Below are 24,075 nucleotides of genomic sequence, written 5' to 3' on the forward strand. Positions count from 1 at the left end.
CCTGCCGCTTCAGGGACGCGACAGCAGCGGGAGCGCGTGCAGCACCGCGCGGACCGCGGCCCGGTCGCCGTGCTCGCCGACCGGCAGCCGGTCCGGGTCGCGGTGCGCGGCGGCCAACTGGCAGAGCTCCAGGCCGTCCAGCACCATCGAGGCCACCGGCTCCCCGCCGGGCGCCGCCGCGTCCGGGCCGACGGCGCCGTCCAGCGGGACCAGCCACTCGCCGCTCGCCGGGCCGTCGACCACCAGCCGCAGCCGCCGGCCGGTTCCGGTGCCGCCGCCGTCCGGTACGGTCGGCGCGGTCGCGGCCCCGGCGTGCTCGGGGCGGGCGGCGCGCAGGACGTCCAGCGCCCGGGGGAGCAGCCGGACCACCAACTCCACCATCTGCCGCAGGTGCTGCGGCGCCGGCGGGTCGTACGGGTAGGCGACGGCCCGGGCCACGTCCTCGCCGTACACGTAGCACTCCAGGGCGCGGTCCACGAAGGCGTCGCGCAGCGGCAGCACCGAGTCGCCGTAGTCGACCGGGGTGTTGCCCTGCGGGGTGAGGGCGGCGCTGCGCACCAGGTCGTGGGTCTGCCGCCGCCACCGGGAGCGCACCGACTGCGGGGCCAGCGCGCCCTGGTCGGCGAGCAACCGGGCGGTGCGCGCGGTGATCACGCCGTACGGGCCGCCCTGCGGCGGGACGCGCGGCGGCGCGGCCGACCGGGCCGGATCCTGCGGCGGCACCCGGCGTTCGGCGGCCGTCTCCCGAGCGCCAGGACCGGTCGGCACCGGATCGGGCAGGCCGAGGGCGAGCGCCAGGAAGCCGTCCACGGCGGTCAGCCGGCCGAGCACCTCCGCCGGGCGCAGCCGCTCGGTGCCGCCGTGCCACGGCAGTTCGGCCACCTCCTGCCACTCCTCAGGACCGAGGTCGCGCAGCAACGCGTCGAGCTTGGCGGTCTCCGCGGTGTACGGCACGCCCCAGGCGGGGACGGGCAGTTCGGCCGGACGGCGGGCCAGGCACCAGTCGAGCACCTGCTGGCGCAGCGGGCCGGGCTGGTCCAGCGGCTCGTCCAGGGAGAGCCAGCCGGCCGCTTCGCGCAGCCGGGCCGCCTCCTCGGCGCACTCCGGGCACCCGCGCAGGTGCCGTTCCAGATCGGCGGCCTCGTGGGCCGGGCAGGCGCCGAGGGCCCAGGCGCCGAGCAGCGAGCGCAGGGCGTCGTGCTGCTCCTCGGTGCTGCTCACGTCTCCCCGTCCCCGGCTTCGTCCTGGCGGGCGCGCTCCTCGGCCAGTTCGGTGGCCAGCAGCTCCAGTCCGAGCCGCATCCGCTGCTTGGCGGCCTGCTCGCTGATGCCGAGCAGCCTGGCCGTCTCCCGGTAGGTGCGGCCGTCGTAGTACGTCACCGCGATGGTCTCACGCAGGGTCTGGGGCAGGGAGTCGACCACGTACTGGACGCGCGCGGCGGTGGCGACGGCGCGGATCTCCGCCTCGGCGCCCAGGGCGTCGCCGCCCGGAAGGTGTTCGGTGGCCCGCCGCACCCGCAGCCGTTCGACGGCGCGGGCGTGGGTGAGCGCGCCGAGCCAGGAGCGCAGGGAGCCCCGGGCGGGGTCGAAGTCCTCGGGGTGCTCCCAGACGTGGGCGAAGATCTCCCGGGTGAGCTGGGCGGCGGCCGTCTGGTCGGCGAGTATCCGCCCGGCCAGGCCGTGCACCATCGGCGCGAGCTGGTCGTAGAGTTCGCCGAGCGCGGTCTCCTCGCCGCGCGCGAGGCGGTGCTGCAGCTGCTCGTCCCAGCGTGGGGGCCGCTCCTGGGTGGCCATCGGGAACCACCCTCCTGCCCGGGTCCGCTGGCTTACCCAACGGTATCTTGCGGCCGGTGCGCGGCGGGAGGGAATCCGGCAAGAACGGAACCGGTCCTCGCGGATCGTCGGGAGCGGGCGCCGTTCGGGGCGGACCGTGGTAACGGGGCGGGGCCGCGGTGGGACCGTGGCGGGACCGGCGCGGATCGGCGCGTGGTGCGGCGGTCAGCTCGGGGGAGGTCCGTCGGGGCCGCTGTTCGAGAGCCGTTGGACATATGTCGCAGGGGTGGTTCGCGAGTGGCGGGCGGGGCGCCGGGGGCGCGCGGCGGTAGGTTCCCGACAGCGGGACCGGCGGGTCGGCCCGGCCGGACGAGCGCCGGTACGAGGCTCGCGAGAGTGAGCGGGACAGTATGCACTGCCCTGTCCCCCGATCGCCGGAATATGCCCGAAGCGCTTGCTGCGGTCCTCCCGCCCGCCCATCCTGAGGCGTATTCGTGTCGCGGCCGGTGCGCGACCGACGAGTCGGCGCGGACGAGTGGGCGCGGTGGACGGGCCGGGCGGGCGCCCGGAGGCGGCTCGGGTGGCGCCGGGCGGAGTGTGCGGGCCCGTCGGCCGGTCGATCCGGCCCGATCGGGACTTAGGCCGAACTGCGAGTGCGGGTGGTGGAGCGGTGCAGGTTCTTCAGGTACAGCTGGCGGTGCAGGCGGACCCCGCCGAGGTCGGCCGGGCCCGCCGTTGGGTGCGCTCGCGGCTGTTGAACCACGGGGTGGACCCGGAGGCGCCGATGGCCGAGACGGTGGTGCTGGTGGTCTCGGAGCTGGTGACCAACGCCGTGGTGCACACCGGGTGTCCGGCCGTGCTGCGGCTCTGCCTGCCGGTGACCGAGGGCACGGAGGAGGAGCGCGCCTGCCGGGCCGTCCCGCTGCGGGTGGAGGTCGCCGACGCGAGCCTGACCGCACCCGCCCCGCGGCACGCCGGCGCGGACGAGGACGCGACCAACGGGCGCGGTCTGGAGCTGGTCGAGCTGCTCTGCGAGCGCTGGGGGTGGTACCCGGACGGCTCGGGCAAGCGGGTCTGGTGCGAGATCGGTGCCGACGCCCGGCCGGCCGATCCGCTGGCGGACGTGGACTGGGCGGCTTTGGCGCAATAGGGGCTTCCGGGGCGGCCGGAGAGCGGTGCCGATCACCCCCGGCGATCACCGGCCGAAAGGTGACGCAACCATTCCGAATTTCGGACTACCCATTGACGTGACGTATCCGACTGATCACGCTTGGGTGCGGCTCTCCGTCGCGAGGGGACGCCGAGGGGACGTCCGTCCGCCGCCGCGGTGCCGCTGTCCAGGGGGATCGTGTCAGCGAGGGGGTCCGCGGACTGTCGGTCACGGGCCGCTCCTCGGCGAGTGCGGAGGCCGCGACGCGGGTTCAGGGCCCGCGTGTCGCGGTTGGATGGCGGCCTGCCGGTCCGCGCTCGGGGTGCGCGCGGCTCGCCGCCATCCACTGTGCCGCTCCGGGACGTACGGATCCGGCCACCTGGCGATCGTGTTCCGGCTCGCGGCGCGGGTGTTGGGCGACGGGACTCCTCCGACGGGACTCCCCCGGCAGGGTTCGTCCGGCGAGGTTCCTCCGAGGGAGTCCGTTCTCCGGCGGTCGCTCGCCGGAGTTCGCTGGCCGGTGTCCGCTGGTCGGTGTCCGCTGGTCGGTGTTCGCTCGCCGGACGCCGCCGAGGGGTGCCGTCGGGGATCGGTGGCTACCGGGGGACGGCGCGGAAGGTGCGCCGGTAGGCGCTCGGGGCCACGTCGAGCCGCCCGCGCAACTGCAGCCGCAGCGAGGCGGCGGTGCCGAAGCCGGACTCCCGGGCGATCTGGTCGATCGTCAGATCGGTCCGCTCCAGCAGTTGCCGGGCCCGCTCGGTGCGCTGGGTGGTGATCCACTGGCCGGGGCTGGCACCGGTCTCCTCGCGGAAGCGCCGGGTGAAGGTCCGTACGCTCATGCCCGCCCGGTCGGCGAGCCGGCGCAGGGTGAGCGGCTGGTCCAGGTGCTCCAGCGCCCAGGCGCGGACCGGCGCGGTGCCGGGGCCGTCGGTGTCCACCGGGCTCGGCGCGTCCACGTACTGCTTCTGGCCGCCTTCGCGCCACGGCGGCACCAGGCAGTTGCGGGCCACCGCGTTGGCCACCGCGCTGCCGTGGTCGCGGCGCACCACGTGCAGGCAGAGGTCCACCCCGGCGGCGACGCCGCCGGAGGTGAGGATGTCGCCGTCGTCGGTGTAGAGCACGTCGGGGTCGAGCCGCACCGCGGGGAACAGCCGGGCGAAGCGCTCGGTGTAGCGCCAGTGGGTGGTGGCCGGGCGGCCGTCCAGCAGACCGGCGGCGGCCAGGATGAAGGAGCCGGTGCAGATCGACATCAGCCGGGTGCCGGGGCGGATCCGGGTCAGCGCGGCGGCCAGCTCCGGGGTGAAGCAGGCGTCGGCGACCTCCGGGCTGGAATCCGCGGACGCCGGGATCACCACGGTGTCGGCCCGCTCCAGGAGTTCGGGCCCGTGGTCGACCGCGACCCGGAAGTCGGCGCTGGTGGCGATGGGCCGCCCGTCCAGGGTGCAGGTGGCCACCTCGTAGAGGGGTTGTCCGGAGGGATCCTTGGCACCCCCGAAGATGCGGGCCGGGATGCCGAGTTCGAAGGCGATCACGCCCTTCAGGGCGAGTACCGCGACCAGGTGCGCCATCGGGTCCTCCTCCGGTGTGGCTGCGGGTGGCTGTGGGCGGGCGGGCGAGGGCGGGAGTCGAGGGGCGCGTGCGGACGGGGCCGGGCCAGCGTACGCCAGGCCGTGGCCCGATTCTTGCGAAAGCTGTCATTCAGGCCACTCGTCCGGGCCGCAGCGGCCCGGGACACTCGTCCGCGTGACCGAACGCAGCGCCCTCACCCCCACGCCCGTCCCCGATCCGCACGCCCCCGCACGGCCCGCTCCGGCCGAGCGCCCCCGGGTGCACTACGCCTGGGTGGTGGCCGGCGTCGCCCTGCTCGTCCTGCTCGGCTCGGCCGGCTTCCGCTCCACGCCGAGCCTGATGATGGACGCCCTGCACAACGAGTTCGGCTGGTCCCTCGGGACGATCTCCAGCGCCACCTCCGTCAACCTGACCCTCTACGGCCTCACCGCCCCCTTCGCCGCCGCGCTGATGGACCGGTTCGGGGTTCGCCTGGTGGTGGTCTGCGCGCTGCTGACCATCTCGGTCGGCTCCGGGCTCACCATGCTGATGCGCGAGCCCTGGCAACTGGTGCTCTGCTGGGGCGTGCTGGTCGGGCTCGGCAGCGGTTCGATGGCCGGCGCCTTCGCCACCACCATCACCGGCCGCTGGTTCCGGGCCCGCCAGGGCCTGGTCACCGGCGTGCTGACCGCCGCCGGCGCGGCCGGGAACCTGGTCTTCCTGCCGGTCGGCGCCTGGCTGGTCGAACAGCACGGCTGGCGCTCGGCGGTGGTCGTGGTCTCGCTCGCCGCCAGCGCCGTCGCCGTCCCCGTCCTGCTGCTGATGCGCGAACGGCCCGCCGACATCGGCCTGCTCCCGTACGGCGCCACCGAGGAGCCCGCACCGCCCGTCACCGACGGCCGGGCCCTGGCCCGCTCGCTGCGGGTGCTGCGCGACGCCGCCCGGACCCGGCCGTTCTGGCTGCTGGCCGGATCCTTCGCGATCTGCGGCGCCACCACGGCCGGCCTGGTCGGCACCCACTTCATCCCGGCCGCGCACGACCACGGCATGCCGGTCACCACCGCCGCGAGCCTGCTCGCCCTGATCGGCGTCTTCGACGTGGTCGGCACCGTCTTCAGCGGCTGGCTCACCGACCGGGTCGACTCCCGGGTGCTGCTGACGGTCTACTACGGGCTGCGCGGCCTGTCCCTGCTCCTGCTGCCGCAGCTGCTGGCCGGCTCGCTGCACCCGCCGATCCTCGCCTTCGTGGTCTTCTACGGCCTGGACTGGGTCGCCACCGTGCCGCCGACTGTCACGCTGTGCCGCCGGCACTTCGGCGAGGACGCCCCGATCGTCTTCGGCTGGGTGCTGGCCAGCCACCAGATCGGCGCGGCCGTCGTCGCGGGCCTGGCCGGGCTGGCCCGTGACGCGCTCGGCAACTACGACCTGACCTGGTACGGCGCCGGCGGGCTGTGCGCGGTCGCGGTCGGGCTCTGCCTGGCGCTGCGCAGCGGACGGACCGACCGGGCGGTGCCGGCGCTCGGGTGAGGCCGGCGGGGGCGGGCGGGTGCGGCCCAGCGGCGGGCGGGTGGGCCGCCGGCGGGCCGCAGACGCGGTGCCGCTGCCGGTCCGCCCGCCTGCCCGGCTGTCCGCGCGCGGAGCCGTCCGCCTGTCGGCCCTGTCGGGGCGGAGGTCTAGGCTCCGCCTCATGGCGCTCACCTTCACCCTGGACCCGAAGCTCGACCCCGACCTGCGCACGGAGATCGTCCGGCTCTGGACCGACGTCACCAACGCCGGCGGCGCGGTCGGCTTCGTGGCGCCGGTCACCGAGGACGAGGTGTGGGACACCGCCGAGCGCCAGTTCGCCGGCGTCGCGCCGGACGGCCCGGACCGGCTGCTGGTCGCGCACGACGACACCGGCCGGCTGGTCGGGCTGCTGTTCTTCGAGTCGATGCGCTTCGGGCCGATGGAGCACTGGCGCATGCTCAAGCGGGTCATGGTGCACCCCGACTGCCAGGGCCGCGGGTACGGCGCCGGGCTGCTCGCCGAGGCCGAGCGGACCGCCCGGGAGTGGGGCCTGGCGGCGCTGCGGCTCACCGCGCGCGGCGGCCTGGGGCTGGAGGACTTCTACGCCCGCAGCGGCTACCGGGAGGTCGGCCGGGTGCCGGCCGCGATCCGGGTCGCCCCCGGGGACGACCGGGACGACGTCACCATGTGGCTCGACCTGCGCTGACGACTGGCCGCGACGCGGCGGGGGACGGCCGGATGGTGACCCGTCCGGTGACTCGTCCGGTGACCGGTCCGCCCGGCCCGCCCGCTCCGCGTAGAGGGGCCCCGCCCGCGCCGGCCGTCAGGCATGCTTCACTGGAGGACCGGCCCGCCAGGTCCCCCGCGCGACGAGAAGGATGTGTCCCAGTGAGCAGCACCGGCCCGGAGAAGTCGCACGCCACGCTCCGCTACACCTCCCTGCGGGTCAGCATCTTCCTCGGCTGTCTGCTGGTGGCCCTCCTGCTCGGGCACTTCGGCATCATCCCGGTCAGCGGTCAGGCCGGGGTGATCTTCCTGTTCCTGCTGGCCGCGGTCGCCTCCGCACCGCTCAGCTACGCGCTGCTGAGCAAGCAGCGCGACGAGATGTCCGCCCAGATCAGCGGCAAGGTCGCCGGGCTGCGCAGCCGGACCGCCGAGCGGATCGCCGTGCAGAACGCCGAGGAGGACGCCGCGGACGACGCCGCCCGCGCGGCCGCCGCCAAGCAGAGCTGATCTCCGGCCCCGCGCCCGACCACCGAGCCCCCGCCGCAGCCGCCGTGCCCGCCACCCCCGACCCCGTCTCGCCCGAGCAGCCGTCCAGGCGGCCCGACGACCAGCCCCCCGGGCAGTCCGACGGGCTGCCGGCCGGGCCGCCGTCGGCCGAGGGCGGGCTCGGGACCTGGCCGGCGCCGGTCCGTCGGCCCACCGGGCGGGACGTGGCCCGGCTCGCCGGGGTCTCCCAGGCCACCGTGTCGCTGGTCTTCTCCGGTGCCGAGGCCGGTCGCCGGGTCTCCGAGGCCACCCGGCAGCGGGTCCGCGAGGCCGCCCGCAGCCTCGGTTACCGCCCGCAGGCGGCCGGCCGGCAGCTGCGGCTGGGCCGCAGCGGGATGGTGCTGCTCGCCGTGCCGAACCTCCAGGGGCCGTTCTTCGGCCGGGTGCTGGAGGGCGTCCACCAGGAGGCGGGCCGCAACGGCCTGGCGGTCGTGGTCAGTTCGGGCTGGGGCAGCGCGACCCTCGCCGATGCCGCCACCGCGGGCCGCTTCGACGGCCTGCTGATCTGCTCCCCGGACGACAGCCAGCTCGGCGAGCTGCCGCCGGAGACCCCCGCCGTCTTCCTGGACGCCGACCCGGACACCGACCGGTCCCGCCCGACCGTGGAGCTCGACGTGGCCGGCGGGATGCGCGCCGCCGTCGAGCACCTGGCGGCCCTCGGCCACCGCCGGATCGGCCGGCTGCGCTCCACCCACGCCGCGCACACCTTCCGGGTCCGGCAGGCCGCCTTCGAGCGGGCCGTACGGGAACTCTGCCTGGACGTGGTGGAGTTCGGCGTGAGCCTGAACGAGGGCCACCGGGCCGCGCGGACCGTGGCGGGGCAGCTGCTGGCAGGGGCGGACCGGCCGCGCGCGGTGATCTGCGACGACGACGTGGTCGCCTCCGGGGTCTACCAGGCCGCCGCCGAACTGGGGTTGCGGGTGCCGCAGGACCTGTCCGTGGTCGGCATGGACAACGTCGCGGTGGCCGCGCTGCTCGCCCCGCCGCTGACCACCGTCGACCTGCCCGGCGAGGAGCTGGGCCGGGCGGGCGCGGCCGCGCTGGCGGGCCTGTTGCGCGGGGAGCGGGTGGCGCCGGTGGCGCCGCTGGCCACCTCGCTGGTGCTGCGCTCCTCGACGGCGTCGGCCTGATCCGTCGTCGGCCCGCCCTGCTGGGGGTTGCCCGGCTGTGGCCTGGTCGACTGTGGCCCTCCGGGCTCCGGCGTTCCCCGGCGTCGGCCGGCCCGCCCGCGGCCTCACGCGTGGCCACGGCCGATCCCGCGGGGAAGAGGAGCAGGACCGTGCCCGCCGGCCAGACCACCGGCGGGCACGGTCGTTCAGGGGGGTGGGCTCGGCCCACCGGGTGGCTCAGCCCACCGGGACGGGCTGGGCCGGGGCGGCCACGAGGGGCGTCGGGTGGAACCACCGCCGGGCGCCGAACAGCAGCAGTCCGCCGAGCGCGATCCCGCCCGCCGCGCAGAGCGCGACCTGGCGCAGCGAGCCCTCGGCGAGGTTGCCGGAGACCGCGTAGCCGAGCGAGTTGCCGGTGGCGAACAGCGTCACCAGCCAGGCGAAGGCTTCGGTGACCGTGCCGGCCGGAGCCAGCTCGGCGACCAGCACGAACGCCGCCGCGAGCAGCGGCGCCAGCATCACCCCGGACAGGAAGGCCAGCGCGGCTATCGGGTACGGCCCCGGCAGGGTGACCAGCGGCAGGTAGGAGGCGGCCATCGCGAGCGCCATCACCCAGGTGCGGGTGGCGGTGGTCTGCCGCCACCCGACCGCGCCGTAGGCGAGCGCGCCGAGCAGTCCGCCGAGCGCCGCCAGTGCGAGCAGGGTGCCCGCGCCGCCCGGTAGCGCGCCGGTGTGGTGCTCGGCGTAGGCGATGAACAGCACGTTCTGCGCGCCGACCGCCCAGCCGGCGCCGGCCAGCCCGATCAGCAGTAGCACCAGGCCGGGGGAGCGCAGCGGGCCGAGCAGTCCGGCGGAGTGCGCGCGGACCGGGGCGCGCCAGGCCTTGGCCGGTGCGGCGGTGGCCACGATCAGCGCGCCGGCCAGGCCGAGCCCGGCGGCCACCCAGAGTGCGACGACGGGGCTGAACAGTCCGGCGATCCCGGCGACGGCCAGCGGGCCCGCGACGTAGAGGATCTGCTGGGAGGCGGAGTCGAAGGCGTACGCGGTGTCGAGCTGCTCCTCCTCGACGACGTCCGGCCAGAGCGAGCGCAGGCAGGGTTCCAGCGGGGGCATGGCGAGGCCGGCGATCGCGGCGCCGACCGGTGCGGCCAGCGGGGAGGCGGGGGCGAGCGCGAGCAGCGCGTACCCGCCGCCGGCCACCACGGCGGAGAGCAGCAGGACACGGGGCTGGCCGGTGCGGTCGACGATCCGCCCGAGGACCGGCCCGCCGACGGCGGCGGAGATCGCGTACGCGGCGGTGGCCAGTCCGATCCGCCCGTACGGTGCGCCGGCCTCGCGCAGGGCGAGGGCGATCACCAGGGCGGTCATGCCGGCGGGCAGGCGGCCGAGCAGGGTGCCGAGCAGCAGGCGGGTGACGTGCGGGGCACGGAGCAGGGCGAGGTAGCCCATCGGCCTTCCTCTCCGGTGTGGGCAGGCGGGGGCGGGGACGTTGTCAAGGTTATACGTATAACCAATCGACGGTCAATCGGACCGGTGCGATGCGCTGATGGGGCGTCAGCTTCGTTCGTGTCCGGATGTCGTCGCTGGAGCCCGGGGATCGAAGGTCATCTCAAACAACAACTTTGAACATCTCAAACCTTTACTGCTAACGTGTCGGCCATGACCACCTCGGACGCACTGCGGATGCACGGCCCGGGCTCGCAGCCCGCCGCCGCCCGCCCCTGCGTTCCGACCGGTGCTGTGGACAGCCCGCGCCGTTGTCGCGCCCTCGGCCGTACCGCCCTGAGCTGTACCGGGGCGGCACGCCCCTGACCGGGGGCCCGACCCTCCCCGTCCGGCCCCGCGTCGTGCCGCCCGCTCCGCCCCACACCCCACCGTTCAGCCCCGCCCTCCCCCGGAGACGCACCCCCATGTCCACAGCGCCCGAGGCGACCTCGTCGCCGTCCGTGCTCGCCCGTATCCGCAAGACACCGTTCTGGGTGCAGATCGTCGCCGGCCTGGTGCTCGGCGTCGGCCTCGGCTACCTGGCCCGGTCCGCCGACATCTCCTGGCTGGCCACCACCCTGGAGACCATCGGCAAGACCTTCGTCCAGCTGCTCAAGCTGGCCGTCCCGCCGCTGGTGTTCACCGCGATCGTGGTGAGCGTCGCCAACCTGCGCAATGTGACCAACGCGGCCCGGCTGGCCACCCGTACGCTGCTCTGGTTCATGATCACCTCGCTGATCGCGGTCGGCATCGGCCTGGGCCTCGGCCTGCTCACCAACCCCGGCCGGGGCACCGACCTCAAGACCGACGGCCTCAAGGCGCTCGACTCCAAGGGCACCTGGGTCGACTTCCTGACCGGGATCTTCCCGACCAACGTCGTCGACGCCTTCGCCAAGGTGAACGTGCTGCAGATCGTCTTCCTGGCGGTCGTGGTCGGTGCGGCGATCATCAAGCTCGGCGCGAAGGCCGAGCCGGTCCTCAAGCTCAGCGAGTCCGTCCTGGAGCTGACCCAGACCGCGCTGTGGTGGGTCATCCGGCTCTCCCCGCTCGGCACCCTCGGCCTGATCGGCAAGTCGGTGGCCAAGTACGGCTGGGACCTGCTCAAGCCCTTCGCCACGCTGACCCTCGACATCTACGTCGGCTGCGCGCTGGTCCTGTTCGTCGTCTACTCGCTGCTGCTGCGCTTCGCCGCGGGCCTCAACCCGCTGCACTTCTTCAAGGGCGCCTGGCCCGCGATCCAGCTGGCCTTCGTCTCGCGCTCCTCGGTCGGCACCCTGCCGGTCACCCGCCGCGTCACCGAGCGCCTCGGCGTCCCGAGCGAGTACGCGTCGTTCTCGGTCCCGTTCGGCGCCACCACCAAGATGGACGGCTGCGCCGCGATCTACCCGGCGATCGCCGCGATCTTCGTCGCCCAGGTCTACAACATCGAGCTCGGCATCAAGGACTACGTCCTGATCGCCTTCGTCTCGGTGGTCGGCTCCGCCGCCACCGCGGGCCTCACCGGTGCGATCGTCATGCTGACGCTGACCCTGTCCACCCTGGGCCTGCCGCTGGAGGGCGTGGGCCTGCTGCTCGCCATCGACCCGATCCTGGACATGATGCGCACCGCGACCAATGTCGCCGGCCAGGCGCTGGTGCCGATCGTGGTCGCCGCCCGGGAGAAGATCCTGGACGTCGAGGCGTACAACAACCCCTCGGGCGACCTCTACGACACGGACGCCCCGGTGTCTGCCGCCCCGGCCGCCCCGGCCGCCGCGACGGCGGCCTGAGCCCCGGCGTGGTCTGAGCCCCGGCGTGGTCTGCGGCGCGGCCTGATCCTCGGCGCGGCCCGGCGCCGGGAGGACCAGGCGGGCCCGGTGCGACGGAAGGGCCCTCCCCCGGTGACGGGGGAGGGCCCTTCCGCGTGTGTGCGGGCCGTTCGGGCCCGGCACGAAAGGCAGGGGGCCCACCGGACGGGCGGGCCCCCTTGGGTACTGCTCTTGTGCTCATCGTGGCGGCTGTCGGGAGCCGCCGGTGGACCCGTCGGGGTCCCGAGCGATCAGATCATCAGAGGATCGTCAGACGGCGGTGACGTTCTCCGCCTGCGGGCCCTTCGGGCCCTGGGTGACGTCGAAGGTGACCGCCTGGTTCTCCTCCAGCGAACGGAAGCCGTTCGCGTTGATGGCGGAGTAGTGAACGAAGACGTCCGGGCCGCCGCCCTCCTGGGCGATGAAGCCGAAGCCCTTCTCAGCGTTGAACCACTTGACGGTTCCCGTGGCCATGCCGTTCTCCTTGCGATGCGTGTCGGGGGCCACACCGTGTGACGCCCGGTCCGCTGCGCTGATCGCCCTGCCTCCGGATGAGTCCGAAGTTTTTCGATATTGCTGAAAAACTACAAAAAGCCTGCGGTTACATGCTCCGCAGGCTTCAAGTACTGCAAGGGGAATCAAACTGCAACTGAGGGCAACGCTAGCATGCGGCAGCTGTGACGACCAGAGGTCACTTGAGGCGCCCACAGTGCGTGTCGGAAGGGCGGAAGCGGGCACCCGAGGGCGGGTTGGAAGCCCGTGAGGGCGTGTCGGGTGGCCGGTGCCGGCGGCCGTGAACGGCGGGCATACGCTGCGGGGAGGCGCACGAACAGCAAGGGAGCGGCGCAGTGGCAGCACCGGACGCACAAACACCGGACGCGCGAACGCGGGAGCCCCAGAACACCCCGGGCGGGGAGGACACCCCGGTCAGGCCCAGGGTCGGCCATATTCAGTTCCTGAACTGCGTCCCCCTCTACTGGGGGCTCGCCAGGACCGGCAATCTGCTCGATCTCGACCTCACCAAGGACACCCCGGAGAAGCTGAGCGACCAGCTCGTCGGCGGCTCCCTCGACATCGGTCCGATCACCTGCGTGGAGTACCTGCGCAACGCCGACGACCTGCTGGTCCTGCCCGACATCGCGGTCGGCAGCGACGGCCCGGTGATGTCCTGCCTGATCGTGAGCAAGGTGCCGCTGGCCGAGCTCGACGGCCGCCGGGTCGCCCTCGGTTCCACCAGCCGCACCTCCGTCCGGCTCGCCCGGCTGCTCCTGGAGGAGCGCGAGGGTGTGCAGCCGGAGTACTTCAGCTGCCCGCCCGACCTCGGCGCGATGCTCGCCGAGGCCGACGCCGCCGTCCTGATCGGCGACCCGGCGCTGCGCGCCTACCTCGGTCAGGCCGCCGACCTCGGGCTGACCGTCCACGACCTCGGCGAGATGTGGAAGGAGTGGACCGGCCTGCCGTTCGTCTTCGCGGTCTGGGCCGTCCGCCGCGAGTTCGCCCAGCGGTGCCCGGAGCTCACCGCCGCCGTCCACCGGGCCTTCCTGGAGTCCCGCGACCTGTCCCTGGTGGAGGCCGCCAAGGTCGCCGAGCAGGCCGCCCGGTGGGAGACCTTCGGGGCGGACGTGCTGGAGCGGTACTTCAGCGAGGCCCTGGACTTCTCGCTCGGGGAACGGCAGCTGTCCGGCGTCGCCGAGTTCGCCCGGCGGGTCGCGCACGACAGCGGCTTCGCGCCGGACGTGGCGGTGCGGCTGCTGGAGCCGGCGGCGTTGCCGCTGTAGGCGGCTGCGGGCGGCGGCTGGTGAGGCCGCGGGGTTGCCGTCCGGGGTGGTGGCCGGACGTGCTGTCGCGGTCGGGCGGGGTTGCCGTCGGGGTGGTGGCCGCGGTCGGGGCTACTGGTCCGGCGTGGTGGCCGGACGTGCTGTCGCGGTCGGACAGGGGCCGGGTCGGCCTCCGCCGGACGACCGGTTCGGGTGAACGCTCGCCGAGCGGGTGGGGTGATCCCGTTCGGCTGATCCTTCCCGGGTGTGTCGGACCGGGTCGGCCCGGTACGGTCTGCTCCCGGGGCGCGTCCGGCGGGTGGCCCGCGGGAGCACCCCGGGAGCGGCGCACGCGGCCGGGCACCCGCCCGGGGCCGCGCGTGCGCGTGCGAGGGGAGCGTGCGGGGCATGCGGGCACTGGGGCCGGACGATCCGCGCCAGGTGGGCGCCTACCGGCTGCTGCGGCGGCTCGGTTCGGGCGGGATGGGCCGGGTCTACCTCGGCCGGACGGCCGGCGGGCGCACCGTCGCGGTGAAGGTGGTGCGCGCGGAGCTGGCGGACGACCCCGAGTTCCGCGCCCGGTTCCGGCAGGAGGTGACCGCCGCCCGACGGGTCGGCGGCGCCTGGACGGCGCCCGTGCTGGACGCCGACACCGAGGGCGAGCAGCCCTGGGTGGCCACCGGCTACGTGGCCGGTCCGGCGCTCACCGCCGCCGTCCGGACGTACGGGCCGCTGCCCGAAGCGGCCGTCCGCGGCCTCGGCGTCGGGCTGGCCGGGGCGCTCGACCACGTGCACGGGCTCGGCCTGGTGCACCGCGACGTCAAGCCCTCCAACGTGCTGCTGACCCTGGACGGGCCGCGGCTGATCGACTTCGGCATCGCCCGGGCGCTGGACGCGACCGCCGGACTCACCCGTTCGGGTTATGTCGTCGGCTCGCCGGGCTTCATGTCACCCGAGCAGGCGAACGGGCAGCCGGTCGGCCCGGCCGGGGACGTCTTCTCGCTCGGCGCCGTGCTGGCCTTCGCCGCCGCCGGCGTCCACCCCTTCGGAGAGGGGGTGAGCGCCGCCGTCCTGCTCTACCGGGTGCTGCACGAGGAGCCGGACGTGGCCGGGCTGCCGGACGCACTGCGGGCGGTCGTCCTCGACTGCCTGGCCAAGGACCCGGCCGCCCGGCCCACCCCGCGGCAGCTCGGCGCCCGGCTGGACCCGGACGGCGTGGGGGCCGCCCGGTTGTGGGGCTTCCTGCCGCCGGCACTGGCGGCCGGGGTGGGGCGCAGCGCGGTGGAGCTGCTGGACCTGGAGGACGAACCGGCGGGCAGTGGGGCCGCTGGCGCCGGGGCCGCTGGCGCCGGGGCTGAGGGTGCGGGAGCTGCGGGTTTCGGGCGGGCTGGCGCGGGGGCTGCGGGGATCGGGCGTGCCGGCGCCGGGGCAGCGGGGGTCGGGGCTGAGGAGGGCGTGGGCCGGGACGGCACCGAAGCGGTGCGGACTCCCACCCTGCCCCCGTGTTCCTACCCGCCCGGCGGGTTCGGGCAGACCGCGACGCCCGGCCCGTCGTGGTGGCGGCGGCGGCCCGGCCTCGGGACGGTGGCGGTGCTGACGGCCGCGGTGCTCGGGGGCGTGGGGTACGGGCTGTACGCGTCTCTGCACCGCGAGGACCCGGGGGCGTCGGGGCCGGCCCGGCCGACCGGCTCCGGGCCACTGGCGGTTCCGTCCGTCGACCCGAGCGACGCCATCGTGCCGCCCGGGAGCCTGGTGCCGGCCGGCCCGTCCCCTTCCGCGTCCGCCTCCGGGGCCGCCTCCTCTTCCGGCTCGGCTTCGGCGCCGGTGACGGGCGGGCCGAACGCGGTGCCGGCGGCGTTCCTGGGCACCTGGAGCGGGGACATGGTCACCGACAAGGGGCTGCCCGGCGGCACCACCACGCTCACCATCCGTCCCGGGGCGATCGGCCAGGAGAACACCACCAGCCGCAACGCCCTCTCCGGGCTGATCCCGCTCAGCTGCGACGGCGCCTGGACCCTCACGTCCGTCTCCGACACGAAGCTGGTGTTCCAGTCCCGCCTCGTCCACTCCTCGATCCCCGGGGCCTGCACCGCCGGGGCCAACGCGGAGACGCTCACCCTGCAGGCCGACGGGACGATCCGGTTCAGCTCCGCCGATCCGCCGGGCGGGAACCCGGTCGGGACGATGCACAAGGTCAACGGGGCGGTGGGCTGAGGACGCCCGAAAGGCCTGGCGTAGGCTGGTTCGGCCGTACCCCAGTAGCACTTGAGAGAGAGAAGGCCGCCAGGTGACCGAGCTCGCAGCGACCACCCTCGATGCGTCCAGCACCGACCTGCAGGCCGTGCTCGACCGGGCCGCCGCCGGCGGCCGGATCACTCCGGAGGAGGCGCTGGAGCTCTACCGCTCGGCGCCGCTGCACGCGCTCGGCTCGGCCGCCGACGCGGTGCGCCGCCGTCGCTACGCCGGTACCGAGCACATCGCGACGTACATCATCGAGCGGAACATCAACTACACGAACGTCTGCGTGACGGCGTGCAAGTTCTGCGCCTTCTACGTGCCGCCGAAGAGCGACAAGGGCTGGTCGCGCGAACTCGACGAGATCCTGCGCCGCTGCGCCGAGACGGTCGAGCTGGGCGGCACCCAGATCATGTTCCAGGGCGGCCACCACCCGGACTACGGGGTGGAGTACTACGAGCGCGCGTTCTCGGCGATCAAGGCCGAGTTCCCGCAGCTGGTGATCCACTCGCTGGGTGCCTCCGAGGTCGAGCACATGTCGCGGATCTCCGGCGTCTCCGTCGAGGAGGCGATCACCCGGATCCACAAGGCGGGCCTGGACTCCTTCGCCGGCGCCGGCGCCGAGCTGCTGCCGGAGCGCCCGCGCAAGGCGATCGCCCCGCTGAAGGAGTCCGGCGAGCGCTGGCTGGAGATCATGGAGATCGCGCACGGCCTCGGCGTGGAGTCCACCTCCACCATGCTGATGGGCACCGGCGAGACCAACGCCGAGCGGATCGAGCACCTGCGGATGATCCGGGACGTCCAGGACCGCACCGGCGGCTTCCGGGCCTTCATCCCGTACACCTACCAGCCGCAGAACAACCACCTGAAGGGCTCGACCCAGGCCACCGTCTTCGAGTACCTGCGGATGATCGCCATCGCCCGCCTGTTCCTCGACAACGTCGCCCACATCCAGGGCTCCTGGCTCACCACCGGCAAGGAGGCGGGCCAGCTGTCGCTGCACTACGGCGCGGACGACCTCGGCTCCGTCATGCTGGAGGAGAACGTCGTCTCGGCGGCCGGTGCCAAGCACCGCTCCAACCTCACCGAGCTGATCCACCTGATCCGGGCCGCCGACCGCGTCCCGGCGCAGCGCTCGACCACGTACGAGCACCTGCGGGTGCTGGACGACCCGGCCAACGACCCCGTCGACCCGCGGGTCGCCTCGCACATCGCCTCCACGGCGATCGAGGGCGGCACGGCGCACCCCGAGCTGAAGATCCTCGACAACGGCTGAGGCCGCCTCCCCCTGCCCCGAGACGTGTTGACCCTGCACCGGGCTGCGTACATGCTGCCCGACCCGGCCGATCCCACCGCCCCCTCCATCGCGGACGGGGCGGTGGTGGTGCGCGGCGAGCGGGTCGAGGCGGTCGGGCCGTACGGGGAGACGGCGGCGGCCCACCCCGGCGCGCGGGTGCGCGACTGGGGTTCCGCGGTGCTCGTGCCCGGGCTGTGCAATCCGTACGGACACTGGCTGCTGGAACGCGCGTACCACCCGGACCCGCGCGAGGAGATCGGTGCCGAGCCGGTGGCGGACGGGCTGGCCGGCCCCACGGACGAGGCGCGGTGCGGGGCGAGCGCGCGGCGCGGGCTGCAGCGGATGCTCGGATTCGGGGTGACGGCGGTGGCCGGTCCCTTCGAGCGGGCCTCGGTGCGGACGGCGGTGGCGCGCTCCGGGCTGGCGGGAGTGACGGGGACCCCCGACCTTGCGGGGCCGTTGGACCCGCTGGCGGTGCTGCCGTTCGCGGCGGCCGTGCACGGGCGGGTGGCGGCCGGCGGGCGGGCGGACTTCGCGGTGTTCGCGCTGGCTGCGGGCGGTGCGGGCGGTGGCGGTTCGGACGCAGGTGCGGGCGCGGGCGGTGGCGGTTCGGGCCAGGACGCGGGCGCGGGCATGGGGGAGGGGCGCGTCGAGCCGGTGGTGGGCGGGTGCCTGGCCACGGTGCTGGGTGGGCGGTTGGTGTACCGGCGGCGCTGAGCCGGGCCCGGTGGTGTCGGGCGGGGTGTCCGGCTGGCCGGCGGTGGTGCCCGGCCGGCCTCCGGGGGTTTCCGGTGTGACGTACTCGTCAGTAGTCGGATTCCCTTGTGGCGCACCGGACTTCCTTCGTGTGCACCCGAACTCCGGCCTCGGCGGCGGTAGGTGATTGCCCCTTCGTCGTGACCTGAGGGCCCGCCAGCGGATACGATCCCGGACAGCTCACTCCGTACCCTCACCACACCACCGTCCGTGTTCCCCGCGGACGGCGGGGCCACGTCCCCCGGCCCCGAAGGCAAGCCAGGACAGGAACCATGCGAACCGCGACCGTCTCCCCGCCGCGCGTCCCGCGGTTGGGCCGTGGTTGGTACCTCGCCGCCGTGCTCAGCGCCGTGCTGGCCGTCGGCATGTGCCTGCTCGGTTGGCGCCAGGCCGACCAGGCCGACCGGATCGAGGCGCACCCGGTGAGAGTCGAGGGCGTCGTCACCCAGCTGCCGACCGGCGGCGGCACCTACAGCGCCGTCAGCTACCGGGTCGACGGACAGTCGCACACCGCGGCCGCGCTGCCGCTCGCGGACGGCACCAAGCTCGGCGACGCGGTCTGCCTGGAGCACGCCGCCGACGACCCGGGCGCGGTGCGGATCTGCGGGGACACCTACCCGCAGCCGGTCGGCGTGGGGCTGGCCCGGTTCAGCGTGCCGGTCGCCGTGGTGCTGTTCGTGATCTGCGTGCTGCGCATCCGCCGGCACCGGAAGGCCGTCGCGGTCCGCGCCGGGCAGGGCCGGCTGGCCGCCAACCTCGCGCTGGCGACGGAGGCGCTGGCCGACGGGATGCCCGCGATCACCCAGGGCAAGCGCTCCCGCCGGAAGCGGCGCGCGGGCGGGCGGCGCGCGCAGCACTGACGGGGGCGTTCCCCTGGTGGCCGGAGGCCGGGGCGCGCGGCGGGGAGCACGGTGGTGGTCCGCCGGCCGGCGCCGGACGGTCGGCTGCCGGTCCCTCTGGTGTGCCCCGTGGGTCGGGGTGTCCGGGCGAGGGTGAACAATGGGGGCGTGACCCGAGCCTCTCTGGACAAGCAGCCGCACGAAGTCGCCGCCATGTTCGACGACGTCGCGGCCAAGTACGACCGCACCAACGACGTGCTCTCCCTCGGCCAGGCCCGCGCCTGGCGCCGGGCGGTGGCCGAGGCGGTGGACGCCGGACCGGGGGACCTCGTGCTCGACCTCGGGGCCGGCACCGGCACCTCCTCGCTGCCCTTCGCCGAGGCCGGAGCCAAGGTCGTCCCCTGCGACTTCTCGGTCGGGATGCTCACCGAGGGCAAGGCGCGCCACCCCGAGCTGCCGCTCACCGCCGGGGACGCCACCCGGCTGCCGTTCGCGGACGACACCTTCGACTCGGTGACGATCTCCTTCGCGCTGCGCAACGTCCAGGACACCGAGGCGGGGCTGCGCGAGATGCTGCGGGTCACCAAGCCCGGCGGCAAGCTGGTGATCTGCGAGTTCTCCACGCCGACCTGGACGCCCTTCCGGACGGTCTACACCGAGTACCTGATGCGCGCGCTGCCGCCGGTCGCCACGGCCGTCAGCAGCAACCCGGAGGCGTACGTCTACCTCGCCGAGTCCATCCGCGCCTGGCCGGACCAGCCGGGGCTGTCGGCCAAGCTGCAGGAGAGCGGCTGGTCGAAGGTCGCCTGGCGGAACCTGACCGGCGGGATCGTCGCCCTGCACCGGGCGTACAAGCTCGCGTAGCGGGGCCGGCGGCCGGGCGGGGCCCGGGACGTGGTGTGGTGGGGGCGCGGGAGCTTCCGGCGGCGTGAGCGGAACTAGACTGCCGGAGACGAAAGCCGCCGTCCCCCGCCGCAGCTCCAGGAGTGTGTCCACGTGTCCGAGACCGCAGCCGATCTGACGAAGCCGGACAGCCCCGTGGAGAGCACGGCCGACGTCATCGTCGTCGGCGCGGGCCCGGCCGGCTCCACCACGGCGTACTACCTGGCCCAGGCCGGGCTGGACGTGCTGCTGCTGGAGAAGACGGCCTTCCCGCGCGAGAAGGTCTGCGGCGACGGGCTGACCCCGCGCGCCACCAAGCAGCTGGTCGACATGGGCATCGACGTCTCCACCGATAACGGCTGGCTGCACAACAAGGGCCTGCGCATCATCGGTGGCGGCGTCCGGCTGGAGCTGGACTGGCCCGAGCTGTCCTCCTTCCCCGACTACGGCCTGGTCCGCAAGCGCGCCGACTTCGACGAGCTGCTGGCCCGTCAGGCCGAGAAGGCCGGCGCCCGGCTCTACGAGCGCTGCAACGTGAGCGGGCCGGTGCTGGACGACCGCACCGGACGGATCGTCGGTGTCACGGCGAAGCTGGGCGAGGAGAAGCGGGCGGTCACCTTCCGCGCCCCGCTGGTGGTCGCCGCCGACGGCAACTCGACCCGGCTCTCGCTCGCCATGGGCCTGCACCGGCGCGAGGACCGTCCGATGGGCGTCGCCTACCGCACCTACTTCACCTCGCCGCGCCACGACGACGACTACCTGGAGTCCTGGCTGGAGCTGTGGGACACCCGCGGCGGTCAGCGCAAGCTGCTGCCCGGCTACGGGTGGGTCTTCGGCATGGGCGACGGCACCTCCAACGTCGGCCTCGGCATTCTCAACTCCTCGCCGGCGTTCGGCGAGCTGGACTGGCGCGAGGTCCTCAAGGCCTGGTGCGCCGGCATGCCGGAGGAGTGGGGCTACACGCCCGACCACATGACCGAGCCGATCCGCGGCGCCGCCCTGCCGATGGCCTTCAACCGCCAGCCCCACTACACCCGCGGGCTGCTGCTCGTCGGTGACGCGGGCGGCATGGTCAACCCGTTCAACGGCGAGGGCATCGCCTACGCGATGGAATCCGGCCAGATCGCCGCCGGGGTCATCGTGCAGGCCCTCGCCCGGGTCACCGACGGCGGACGCGAGCGCGCCCTCCAGGCCTACCCGCGCATCCTCAAGGACGTGTACGGCGGGTACTACACGCTGGGCCGCGCCTTCGTGAAGCTCATCGGCAACCCGAAGGTGATGCAGATCGCCGCCCAGCGCGGACTCACCCACCCGATGCTGATGCGCTTCACCCTCAAGCTGCTCGCCAACCTGACCGATCCGCAGGGCGGCGACGCGATGGACCGCGTCATCAACGGGCTCGCCCGGGTCGCGCCGAACGCCTGACCCCGGTCGGGGGCGGGGACCGGGGGCGGAGCGGCGGCGGCGGTCGGGCGTCCGGCGGTCTGGGGTCCGGCGGTCGGGTCCGTTTCGTCCGGCCCGGCTGCTTCGTCGGCGCCGCTGCTTCGTCGGTCCGGTGCTCGTCTGCCCGGCTGCTCGTCGGTCCGGTCGGTTGTCGGTCCGGTCGGTTGTCGGTCCGGCCGGTCGTCGGTTCGGACCGGCCGGACGGTCCGCGAGTCGCCCGCCGATGCGTTACCAGTAGGTGTGCGTCGGCCTGCTGTCGGTGATCCGGTGCGTCAGCTCGGCTCCGCCGCCGTCTCCGGCGGCCCGTCGACCGGGCGCCGGGAGGCGGCGGACCGCTGTTCGACGTAGGCCAGGCGGTCGGCGAAGACCCGGGCCGCGTCGGGGGTGAGGGTCCGCAGGGCGACGAGGGCGGAGAAGACGACGTCGCAGAGCTCGTGCTGGACGTCCTCCCAGGTGTGGGTGACGCCCTTGCGCGGGTTCTGGCCGGTAGCGCCGATCACCGCCGCACTGACCTCGCCGACCTCCTCGGACAGTTTGAGGATCCGCAGCAGGCGCTCCTCCTGGGGCGACTGCGTGCCCTCCTCGTCCAGCCAAGCGACCAGGTGGTCGACGCTCTCCCAGATGCGGCTGTCCATGCGGGCCTGCTCCCATGCGGTGTCGGTGGTGCTGCCACCGTACGGGAGCGGCGCGCGGGTGGCCGACGGGGTGGCGGCCCGTGGGCTCAGCGGGTGCTGATCTTCACGTGCCGGATGTTCACCGGAAGGGTGGGGAAGCCGTCGCCCGGGTTGTTCTGGTCGTCCTCGCCGCCGGCGGCGATCTTCTGCAGGACGTCCAGACCGGCCGTGACGCGGCCGAAGGGGGTGTAGGCGGGGGAGAGCTTGGTGTCCTTCCAGACGAAGAAGAACTGGCTGCCGTTGGTGTTCGGGCCGGCGTTGGCCATGGCCACGGTGCCGGCCGGGTAGGTGGCGCCGGTGAGGTTCTCGTCCGGGAAGGAGTAGCCGGGGCCGCCGCTGCCCGTCCCGGTCGGGTCGCCGCACTGCAGGACGTAGATCCGCTGGGTGGTGAGGCGGTGGCAGTGGCTGCGGTCGAAGTAGTCGTGCTCCGCGAGGAACCGGAACGAGAAGGTGGTGCACGGTGCCTTGTCGGTCAGCGCCTCGAAGGTGATCGCGCCCTGGCTCGTCCGCAGTGTCGCGCGGTAGGGCTGGGCCGCCTTCTTGGCGTCGAAGACCGGGATGCCCTTGAAGTTGTCGGCCGGGACGGCCGGCGTGTAGGTGCAGCCGGCGGGCGCGGCCGCACGGGCGGGGGTGTCCGCGACGGCGGTGCCGGTGCTCGCCACGAGCGGGAGGGCGGTGGCGGCGGCGACCAGCGCCCAGTGGGTGCGCTTCACGTGACGGGCCTTCCGGGGGGTGGTGGACGGCTGGATTGTCATGGAGGCATCATCCACGGCCGGATGGGGATGCGGTAGGGGTGGAGCGGCCGTGGTTCTCCGGGGCGCGGGTGGGTGATGGACGGTCAGGTGGCTCGCGGGGGCGGGGTTCCCGGGCTGTCGGGTGGATCCTGTGGTGCGGATGCCGCCTGAGGTGTGGATGCCGCCTGTGGTGCGGTCGTCGGTGTCAGGGGGTGGCCGGGTCGGTCGGGGCGGACGTGAAGAGCCCGGCGCGGGCGGCCAGGGCGGCGGCGTCGGCGGCCCGTTCGGCGGTGCGGGCGTCGAACGGCTCGCCGGAGACGAACAGGCGGTAGTAGAGCGGGGCGGTGGCGGCCCGGACCACCTCGGCGCCGTCCGTCCCGGCGGGCAACTCGCCGCGGGTGACGGCCCGTTCGGCCACCTCGGCGGCCTGGTGGTGGCGGGCCGCGAAGAAGGCGCGCAGGGCGGCGGCGCCGGCGTCGGAGCGTTGGGCGGCGGAGATCAGCGCGGTGGGCGTGGGGCCCCGTTCCGGGTCGGTGAAGACCGTGCACACCTCCTGGGTGATCAGACGGAGGTCCTGCTGGAGGTCGCCGGTGTCGGGCAGGGGCCAGGGTTGGTCGGCGGAGGCGGTCAGGGCGTCGGCCACCAGGCCGTCGATCCCGCCCCACCGGCGGTAAAGGGTCGCCTTGTGGACGCCGGAGCGGGTGGCGACCGCCTCGACGGTGAGGCCGTCATACCCCTTCTCGGTGACTTCGGCGAGTGTGGCGGCGACCACCTCCGCCCGGACCCGGGCGCTGCGGCCGCCCGGGCGCGGTGTGGGGGTGTGCGGGGACTGTTCGGGCTTGAGTGCAGCGGGCAAAGTCGACTCCAGTCGCATTAAGGCTTGCCGCGGGATGACGGTCGTGCGATGCTCATCGTAATGCGACGGAAGTCGCATTACGAGAGGAGTCTGCGTGACCGCCACCGCTGCCATCCCCGACCCCACCGTGCTCCACCCCCTTGCCGGCCACGACCGGGTCGTCCTGCTGCGACCGCTCGTCACCGACCCGCGCATCGAGGTCGGCGAGTACACCTACTTCGACGACCCCGACGGCGCCACCCGCTTCGAGGAGCGCAACGTCCTCTACGCGTACGGCCCCGAACGGCTTGTGATCGGCAACTACTGTGCCATCGCCACCGGGACGCGCTTCCTGATGGCCGGTGCCGCTCACCCGAGCATCGGCGTCTCCACCTTCCCCTTCACGATGTTCGGCGGCAGCTGGACCGAGCGGACCCTCGACATCGTCACGGGATTGCCCAGCCGGGGCGACACCGTGGTCGGCAACGACGTCTGGTTCGGCTTCGGCGCCACCGTCCTGCCCGGGGTCCGGATCGGCGACGGCGCGATCATCGCGGCCGGTGCGGTGGTCACCGCCGATGTCGAGCCGTACACCATCGTCGGGGGCAACCCCGCCCGCCCGATCCGGCGCCGCTTCGACGAGGCCGACATCGAGCGGCTACTCCGCGCCGCCTGGTGGGACTGGCCGGTCGAGCTCGTCACCGAGCACGTCCGCGTCATCATGGCCGGGACTCCGGCCGAGATCGAGGCGATCGCGGCCGAGAACGGTCTGCTCGGCGCCCGCTGACCGGGGTGGCGGTGCCAGCAGTGCTGGCCGTGCGGGCGGCGCCGGCCATGCCGGCCGCCCAGCCGGTGGAGGGCTGTGGGGCGACGAGCCGGTAGGGGCCGTGCCGACCGTCCGGTGGGCGGAACGGCATTGATCGACTGCGCTCCGGTGCGCGAGGATGGCGCCCCTTCGCTCCATGCTCTGCCCTGTCCACCGCCGGGCCTTCCG

General features: G+C 74.3%; 23 protein-coding genes. 15 read left to right on the top strand and 8 right to left on the bottom strand.

Going from position 1 to position 24,075, the window contains the following annotated elements; all coding sequences use genetic code 11:
• Positions 1 to 9: 9 nt before the first annotated feature.
• Both ACZ6Y7_RS26745 and ACZ6Y7_RS26750 read right to left on the bottom strand, forming a co-directional pair.
• Complete coding sequence (locus ACZ6Y7_RS26745; protein WP_465760479.1) at positions 10 to 1,221, bottom strand: anti-sigma factor family protein; 1,212 nt, start codon at positions 1,219 to 1,221, stop codon at positions 10 to 12.
• Positions 1,218 to 1,793, bottom strand: coding sequence for a sigma-70 family RNA polymerase sigma factor (locus ACZ6Y7_RS26750; RefSeq protein WP_465760480.1), 576 nt, complete (start codon positions 1,791 to 1,793; stop codon positions 1,218 to 1,220). Before ACZ6Y7_RS26750 ends, ACZ6Y7_RS26745 begins: the two co-directional genes overlap by 4 nt.
• A gap of 649 nt (positions 1,794 to 2,442) precedes the next feature.
• Here ACZ6Y7_RS26750 and ACZ6Y7_RS26755 point away from each other — a divergent pair.
• On the top strand, positions 2,443 to 2,922 hold the full coding sequence (locus ACZ6Y7_RS26755) for an ATP-binding protein (protein WP_465760481.1): 480 nt from the start codon (positions 2,443 to 2,445) through the stop codon (positions 2,920 to 2,922).
• Between the two features lie 596 nt (positions 2,923 to 3,518).
• On the opposite strand, the gene ACZ6Y7_RS26760 is transcribed toward ACZ6Y7_RS26755, so the two are convergent.
• The gene (locus tag ACZ6Y7_RS26760) at positions 3,519 to 4,490 is read right to left on the bottom strand and encodes a GlxA family transcriptional regulator (protein WP_465760482.1); all 972 of its coding nucleotides are present in this window, start codon (positions 4,488 to 4,490) and stop codon (positions 3,519 to 3,521) included.
• Between the two features lie 175 nt (positions 4,491 to 4,665).
• On the opposite strand from ACZ6Y7_RS26760, the gene ACZ6Y7_RS26765 reads away from it, so the two are divergent.
• From ACZ6Y7_RS26765 to ACZ6Y7_RS26780, 4 genes are all read left to right on the top strand, one after another.
• On the top strand, positions 4,666 to 5,997 hold the full coding sequence (locus ACZ6Y7_RS26765) for an MFS transporter (RefSeq protein ID WP_465760483.1): 1,332 nt from the start codon (positions 4,666 to 4,668) through the stop codon (positions 5,995 to 5,997).
• A gap of 160 nt (positions 5,998 to 6,157) precedes the next feature.
• The gene (locus tag ACZ6Y7_RS26770; RefSeq protein ID WP_465760484.1) at positions 6,158 to 6,682 is read left to right on the top strand and encodes a GNAT family N-acetyltransferase; all 525 of its coding nucleotides are present in this window, start codon (positions 6,158 to 6,160) and stop codon (positions 6,680 to 6,682) included.
• Between the two features lie 182 nt (positions 6,683 to 6,864).
• Positions 6,865 to 7,209 (top strand): DUF4229 domain-containing protein, encoded by a 345-nt coding sequence (locus tag ACZ6Y7_RS26775; protein WP_465760485.1) that lies wholly within the window; start codon positions 6,865 to 6,867, stop codon positions 7,207 to 7,209.
• Positions 7,210 to 7,253: 44 nt separating this feature from the next.
• On the top strand, positions 7,254 to 8,378 hold the full coding sequence (locus ACZ6Y7_RS26780; protein WP_465760486.1) for a LacI family DNA-binding transcriptional regulator: 1,125 nt from the start codon (positions 7,254 to 7,256) through the stop codon (positions 8,376 to 8,378).
• Positions 8,379 to 8,594: 216 nt separating this feature from the next.
• Here ACZ6Y7_RS26780 and ACZ6Y7_RS26785 read toward each other — a convergent pair whose 3' ends face one another.
• Positions 8,595 to 9,806 (bottom strand): MFS transporter, encoded by a 1,212-nt coding sequence (locus ACZ6Y7_RS26785; protein WP_465760487.1) that lies wholly within the window; start codon positions 9,804 to 9,806, stop codon positions 8,595 to 8,597.
• A 210-nt stretch (positions 9,807 to 10,016) separates the two neighbouring features.
• On the opposite strand from ACZ6Y7_RS26785, the gene ACZ6Y7_RS26790 reads away from it, so the two are divergent.
• Together ACZ6Y7_RS26790 and ACZ6Y7_RS26795 are read left to right on the top strand one after the other, a co-directional pair.
• Complete coding sequence (locus ACZ6Y7_RS26790; RefSeq protein ID WP_465760488.1) at positions 10,017 to 10,169, top strand: hypothetical protein; 153 nt, start codon at positions 10,017 to 10,019, stop codon at positions 10,167 to 10,169.
• Between the two features lie 98 nt (positions 10,170 to 10,267).
• Positions 10,268 to 11,611: a dicarboxylate/amino acid:cation symporter gene (locus tag ACZ6Y7_RS26795; protein WP_465760489.1), complete on the top strand. Its 1,344-nt coding sequence runs from the start codon at positions 10,268 to 10,270 to the stop codon at positions 11,609 to 11,611.
• Positions 11,612 to 11,899: 288 nt separating this feature from the next.
• Here ACZ6Y7_RS26795 and ACZ6Y7_RS26800 read toward each other — a convergent pair whose 3' ends face one another.
• Positions 11,900 to 12,103, bottom strand: coding sequence for a cold-shock protein (locus ACZ6Y7_RS26800; protein WP_045692393.1), 204 nt, complete (start codon positions 12,101 to 12,103; stop codon positions 11,900 to 11,902).
• A 374-nt stretch (positions 12,104 to 12,477) separates the two neighbouring features.
• On the opposite strand from ACZ6Y7_RS26800, the gene ACZ6Y7_RS26805 reads away from it, so the two are divergent.
• From ACZ6Y7_RS26805 to ACZ6Y7_RS26835, 7 genes are all read left to right on the top strand, one after another.
• The gene (locus ACZ6Y7_RS26805) at positions 12,478 to 13,407 is read left to right on the top strand and encodes a menaquinone biosynthetic enzyme MqnA/MqnD family protein (protein ID WP_465760490.1); all 930 of its coding nucleotides are present in this window, start codon (positions 12,478 to 12,480) and stop codon (positions 13,405 to 13,407) included.
• A gap of 387 nt (positions 13,408 to 13,794) precedes the next feature.
• The gene (locus tag ACZ6Y7_RS26810; protein WP_465760491.1) at positions 13,795 to 15,600 is read left to right on the top strand and encodes a serine/threonine-protein kinase; all 1,806 of its coding nucleotides are present in this window, start codon (positions 13,795 to 13,797) and stop codon (positions 15,598 to 15,600) included.
• Between the two features lie 73 nt (positions 15,601 to 15,673).
• Entirely contained in the window at positions 15,674 to 16,897 is a 1,224-nt protein-coding gene (gene mqnC, locus ACZ6Y7_RS26815) for a cyclic dehypoxanthinyl futalosine synthase (protein ID WP_465760492.1), read from the top strand.
• A 51-nt stretch (positions 16,898 to 16,948) separates the two neighbouring features.
• Positions 16,949 to 17,635: an amidohydrolase family protein gene (locus ACZ6Y7_RS26820; RefSeq protein WP_465760493.1), complete on the top strand. Its 687-nt coding sequence runs from the start codon at positions 16,949 to 16,951 to the stop codon at positions 17,633 to 17,635.
• A 311-nt stretch (positions 17,636 to 17,946) separates the two neighbouring features.
• Positions 17,947 to 18,534, top strand: coding sequence for a hypothetical protein (locus tag ACZ6Y7_RS26825; protein WP_465760494.1), 588 nt, complete (start codon positions 17,947 to 17,949; stop codon positions 18,532 to 18,534).
• A gap of 147 nt (positions 18,535 to 18,681) precedes the next feature.
• The gene (locus ACZ6Y7_RS26830) at positions 18,682 to 19,377 is read left to right on the top strand and encodes a demethylmenaquinone methyltransferase (protein ID WP_465760495.1); all 696 of its coding nucleotides are present in this window, start codon (positions 18,682 to 18,684) and stop codon (positions 19,375 to 19,377) included.
• Between the two features lie 132 nt (positions 19,378 to 19,509).
• Complete coding sequence (locus ACZ6Y7_RS26835) at positions 19,510 to 20,820, top strand: geranylgeranyl reductase family protein (RefSeq protein ID WP_465760496.1); 1,311 nt, start codon at positions 19,510 to 19,512, stop codon at positions 20,818 to 20,820.
• A 290-nt stretch (positions 20,821 to 21,110) separates the two neighbouring features.
• Here the strand turns inward: ACZ6Y7_RS26835 and ACZ6Y7_RS26840 are convergent, their stop codons facing one another.
• The 3 genes from ACZ6Y7_RS26840 to ACZ6Y7_RS26850 all read right to left on the bottom strand — a co-directional run bounded on the left by ACZ6Y7_RS26840 (position 21,111) and on the right by ACZ6Y7_RS26850 (position 23,102).
• Positions 21,111 to 21,473 carry a MazG-like family protein gene (locus ACZ6Y7_RS26840; protein ID WP_465760497.1) on the bottom strand — a complete coding sequence of 121 codons (363 nt, stop codon included), beginning with the start codon at positions 21,471 to 21,473 and terminating at the stop codon, positions 21,111 to 21,113.
• Positions 21,474 to 21,559: 86 nt separating this feature from the next.
• Entirely contained in the window at positions 21,560 to 22,267 is a 708-nt protein-coding gene (locus ACZ6Y7_RS26845) for a peptidylprolyl isomerase (RefSeq protein WP_465760498.1), read from the bottom strand.
• Between the two features lie 184 nt (positions 22,268 to 22,451).
• Positions 22,452 to 23,102 carry a TetR/AcrR family transcriptional regulator gene (locus ACZ6Y7_RS26850; protein ID WP_465760499.1) on the bottom strand — a complete coding sequence of 217 codons (651 nt, stop codon included), beginning with the start codon at positions 23,100 to 23,102 and terminating at the stop codon, positions 22,452 to 22,454.
• Positions 23,103 to 23,196: 94 nt separating this feature from the next.
• Here ACZ6Y7_RS26850 and ACZ6Y7_RS26855 point away from each other — a divergent pair, with 94 nt between their 5' ends.
• On the top strand, positions 23,197 to 23,868 hold the full coding sequence (locus ACZ6Y7_RS26855; RefSeq protein ID WP_465760500.1) for a CatB-related O-acetyltransferase: 672 nt from the start codon (positions 23,197 to 23,199) through the stop codon (positions 23,866 to 23,868).
• Positions 23,869 to 24,075: the final 207 nt, after the last annotated feature.

The sequence above is a fragment of the Kitasatospora sp. NPDC053308 genome (genome assembly GCF_055585785.1).

Excerpts from the sequence above, each read along its gene's own strand:
- ACZ6Y7_RS26750 (WP_465760480.1), bottom strand. The coding sequence starts at position 1,793 with ATGGCCACCCAGGAGCGGCCCCCACGCTGGGACGAGCAGCTGCAGCAC.
- ACZ6Y7_RS26760 (WP_465760482.1), bottom strand. The coding sequence starts at position 4,490 with ATGGCGCACCTGGTCGCGGTACTCGCCCTGAAGGGCGTGATCGCCTTC.
- ACZ6Y7_RS26770 (WP_465760484.1), top strand. The coding sequence starts at position 6,158 with ATGGCGCTCACCTTCACCCTGGACCCGAAGCTCGACCCCGACCTGCGC.
- ACZ6Y7_RS26785 (WP_465760487.1), bottom strand. The coding sequence starts at position 9,806 with ATGGGCTACCTCGCCCTGCTCCGTGCCCCGCACGTCACCCGCCTGCTG.
- ACZ6Y7_RS26790 (WP_465760488.1), top strand. The coding sequence starts at position 10,017 with ATGACCACCTCGGACGCACTGCGGATGCACGGCCCGGGCTCGCAGCCC.
- ACZ6Y7_RS26795 (WP_465760489.1), top strand. The coding sequence starts at position 10,268 with ATGTCCACAGCGCCCGAGGCGACCTCGTCGCCGTCCGTGCTCGCCCGT.
- ACZ6Y7_RS26800 (WP_045692393.1), bottom strand. The coding sequence starts at position 12,103 with ATGGCCACGGGAACCGTCAAGTGGTTCAACGCTGAGAAGGGCTTCGGC.
- ACZ6Y7_RS26810 (WP_465760491.1), top strand. The coding sequence starts at position 13,795 with ATGCGGGCACTGGGGCCGGACGATCCGCGCCAGGTGGGCGCCTACCGG.
- ACZ6Y7_RS26820 (WP_465760493.1), top strand. The coding sequence starts at position 16,949 with ATGCTGCCCGACCCGGCCGATCCCACCGCCCCCTCCATCGCGGACGGG.
- ACZ6Y7_RS26825 (WP_465760494.1), top strand. The coding sequence starts at position 17,947 with ATGCGAACCGCGACCGTCTCCCCGCCGCGCGTCCCGCGGTTGGGCCGT.
- ACZ6Y7_RS26840 (WP_465760497.1), bottom strand. The coding sequence starts at position 21,473 with ATGGACAGCCGCATCTGGGAGAGCGTCGACCACCTGGTCGCTTGGCTG.
- ACZ6Y7_RS26845 (WP_465760498.1), bottom strand. The coding sequence starts at position 22,267 with ATGACAATCCAGCCGTCCACCACCCCCCGGAAGGCCCGTCACGTGAAG.